3 protein-coding genes are annotated in these 3732 nt (G+C 60.8%); all 3 read left to right on the top strand.

Annotation, left to right across the window (positions count from 1 at the left end; translation table 11 throughout):
* Positions 1-758, top strand: a 758-nt coding sequence (locus HP499_RS22030) for a VCBS repeat-containing protein (protein ID WP_172326231.1), incomplete at its 5' end; no start/stop codon positions are given.
* A gap of 42 nt (positions 759-800) precedes the next feature.
* Entirely contained in the window at positions 801-2627 is a 1827-nt protein-coding gene (locus HP499_RS22025) for an FG-GAP-like repeat-containing protein (protein WP_172326230.1), read from the top strand.
* A 142-nt stretch (positions 2628-2769) separates the two neighbouring features.
* The coding region (locus HP499_RS22020) for a VCBS repeat-containing protein (protein WP_172326229.1) at positions 2770-3732 on the top strand (963 nt) is incomplete at its 3' end.

Here is a 3732-nt window from a genome sequence, read left to right as displayed (position 1 = left end):
GCGGTAAGGGCTTCAACGCGGACGGGACAGGGGACATCTTCGCCCGCGATACCGGGGGCAACCTGTGGTTGTACCCCAGCAACGGCAGCGGCGGCTGGTTGCCCGCCCAGAAGATCGGTCAGGGCTGGAACGGGTTCAATTCCCTCTTTTCACCCGGCGACTTCGACGGCGACGGGAACGTGGACGTCATGGCCCGCGATGGCGCCGGAAGGCTCTTCCTTTACCAAGGCAATGGCCAGGGTGGCTGGCTTCGATCGTTCCAGATCGGGCAGGGCTGGGGGGCCGTCAAGGATATCGTGGCACCGGGCGACTTCAACGGTGACGGCACCGCCGACCTGATTGCCCGGGACGCCTCGAACACGATGGTGATGTATCCCGGGAATGGACGGGGCGGCTTCCTGACCCCATACACGCTCAGTGGTGGTTGGGGCGACTTTAATGCCTTCATCTCTCCATCATCACGTTCCATCTTCGCCCGTGACAGCTCAGGTAACCTACGGGCCTACTCCGGCTCCGGAAATGGCTATTTCTACGAGAACGCATGGACGCCCAACGCTTTTAACGCTTACGCAGGCTACGGCTGGGGAGGATTCAGCCGTATCGGCGCACCCGGAGACTTCGATAGTGACGGTGTTCCAGAGGTATACGGGATCCACCCTGATGGACGGCTCACCATGTTCTACGGATTGGGCCATATCGCACTGAAACGCCAAGCCACTATCGGTTGGGGCTGGAACGCCTTCAACACTGTCTTCTAGGCCATGCTTACTCCTACTTCACACCATTCGAGGAAAGACATCATGACGACTCGGACCGCTGCGGGGCTTGGCCCCATCACGTTTCGGCGCTTTGCGGCCCTTCTGGGACTCGTCCTGGCCGCAGTGATGCTGGCGCCGTCCGGGATCTCCCCTGCGGCGGCAGCTGAAGACCCCGTGCCAAAGCTCGTTTCCGTCCAACGGATCTCCACCCCCACTGTTGCCCCCGGCGGCACAGTGAAGATCGCCTTCACTTTGGCGCAGCGAGCCCAGCGGGTGGAGTTCCGTTACACCGACGAATCCCTAGTCACCGAACACCGCGTCATTTGGTCGGGGACACCGGCTGCCGGACCGTTGACCGCAACAGCGTCGTCTGCGGTGGCAGCCGACGCTTTCTTCAATGGCGTTCACAAGTTGCAGAGCGTGATCATCACCTACGGTCAACAGACACTGGGCTACTACCGTGGCTCAACCTCTGGAGAGACACTCCCTGCTGCGTGGGAGACACTTGACTTCACAGTCAGCAATTCCGCAAAAATCCTTAGTGCCAACGCCAACCTGACCCTGCCCGCCCTGGGGATCAGGAAGGAAGCGGGCTACTCCAACCTTTCCTTCAGCGTCAACCACGGAACGTGGGCTGCGCCGCCGTCGGACTACACCTACGAATGGTTCCGGGATGGCGTCCGCCAGACTGCCGACGCCAGTTGGTTCGATGTTCCGGACAAGTTTGCCGGTACGGGCTCCGGCCTGACCTTGAAACTCACAGCCATGGCAGCAGGCCGCCTGCCGGAAACTGTTGAAACCGCTCCCTTCTATTTGGCGGACGCGGTCGATCCACGGCTGCCCTCCAATGTCGCCGTGCGAAGCCCCATCAACGCAGGGTTCGACGCCTCAACCATCAAAGGTCTCCCGGCCGGAGCCAAGCCGACGGTCAGCTACCAATGGCTGGTGGACGTCGCAGTGCCTATTGCCGGAGCAACCGGCGCTACGTACAGCCCCAAACCAGGCGACGTGGGCAAGCAACTGGGCGTAGCGGCGGTTGTCAGCTACGCCGGAAGCGTGGTGGGCATCTTCCGCAGCTCGAGCGACCCAAGGGTCAAGATGCACTCGCTCCTGCGTGATTTCGACGGCGACAGCAGGCCTGACGTGATCACCAGGAAACCCAACGGCACACTCATCTTGTTCTCGGGGGGAGACAGCGGAGAGTTCAAGAGCGGGAGCAAAGACATTGGCTGGGGCTGGGCAAATTTCACCTCCTTGTCATCTCCGGGCGACTTCGACGGCGACGGCAAAATGGATGTTCTGGCCCGTGATGCATCCGGGCAGCTATGGCTATACCGGGGCAACGGACGCGGCGGCTGGCTGGGTTCCTCGGTCATTGGCACAGGGTGGGGTGGTTTCAGCGAGATCATTCCCGCCAGCGACTTCAACGGCGACGGAACAAGCGACATCTTGGCCCGCGATACGCAGGGCCGGATGTTCCTCTACCCTGGCAACGGCCGTGGCGGATGGCTCACAGCATCGCAGGTCGGGCAGGCGTGGAACGTCTTCAACAAAGTGTTCACGCCAGGGGACTTCAGCGGAGACGGCACCTCCGACATTCTGGCCAGAGGAACGGACGGCAGGCTCCATGCCTACTACCCCGATGGAAAGGGTGGCTGGTCTTCCTCGCGGATATTGCAGGGCAATTACGCATCAAGCCGCTTTATGGGTCCCCTCGGCGGTTTCAATGCGTGGGAGCAGTACAACTACTTCTTCAACGTAACTGATCAGGGTGCTTTCCGCGGGGAGGAGATGAGTCCGGACGGGTACTACTACCGCCAATCGCATGAGATCGGCACCGGTTGGGGTTACCTAACCGCCGTCTTCTAAGGCGATTTCGGTTGATTCCGGGACTTGACTTGTCTTTTCCCTGAACTTTTGTCTGTAAATTGCCAGACTGTCGTTCCGCCGTTGTACTCTCAAGTCACTTACACCCGCCGGCCATCCGGGACCGGCTCGATTTGGGGGAACAATGGGGATCACTCCTTTGCGCCGTGTGCGCAGCTGGCTGGCAATGATGACAGGCAGCATCGTCCTGGTTGGCGGGCTGGGCTTAGCCCCGGCAGCGCAGGCCGATGACACTTTTGCGCCGGTCCCGGTGGCGGTCTCCACTACGCCGGACTCGATCGCTGCGGGCGGACAAGCGACATCCAGGATCACGGTCCAAGCCTCAGGTCCTGTCAACGACGTTTACGTGCTCTTCCGCAACACCGCCACCGGAAAGCTGCACACGCAGATGACGCAAGGCTCCTACAGCGCTGCCGACTCGACGTACTCGTTCGACGTGTTCTTCGCTCAGGGCACTTCGCCAGGAACTTATGTTGCGCAGTATCTCCAGATCCTCACCGCTGCCGGTCAGGAACTCGGCTACTGGCGCGACGGTTCGCTGATCCACAACCCGGGCAATTTGCCGGGTTCCGGCACTGCTGCTGTTGCCCTGGATGCCTTGGACTTCAACTACGTGACGCCAGTGGACATTGACCGGCCCCACACCTCAGGCTCTTACCGCACAGAGTACTGGGATCCCTACACCATGAGCCTTTTCATCCGTGACTCCTCAGGCCGCTTGGGCTTGTTTCCCACCGGAGGCAACGGTACGTGGAAGCAGGCCTACGAAGTTGGCTCCGGTTGGAACATCTTCAACCTGATGTTCTCCGCCGGTGACTTCAACAACGACGGCGAGAACGACGTCATTGCCCGTGACAATGCAGGTTCTCTTTTCCTCTACCCGGCAGATGGCCAGGGCGGCTGGTACCCCCGCCAGCAAATTGGTTGGGGCTGGGGCATTTTCAGCTCGATCTTCCCTGCCGCCGACTTCAGCGGTGACGGCAACAACGATCTCCTGGCACGAAAGCCCTCCGGTGAGCTCGTCCTGTATCCGGGCAATGGATACGGCGGATTCCTCGGTGCGTCAACAGTTGGCTGGGGTTGGAAC

Source organism: Paenarthrobacter sp. CM16 (assembly GCF_013179505.1).
Taxonomy (GTDB): domain Bacteria; phylum Actinomycetota; class Actinomycetes; order Actinomycetales; family Micrococcaceae; genus Arthrobacter.
Note: the sequence above shows the minus strand (reverse complement) of the source record. Positions and strands in the feature narration are given on the sequence as shown.

Excerpts from the sequence above, each read along its gene's own strand:
- HP499_RS22025 (WP_172326230.1), top strand. The coding sequence starts at position 801 with ATGACGACTCGGACCGCTGCGGGGCTTGGCCCCATCACGTTTCGGCGC.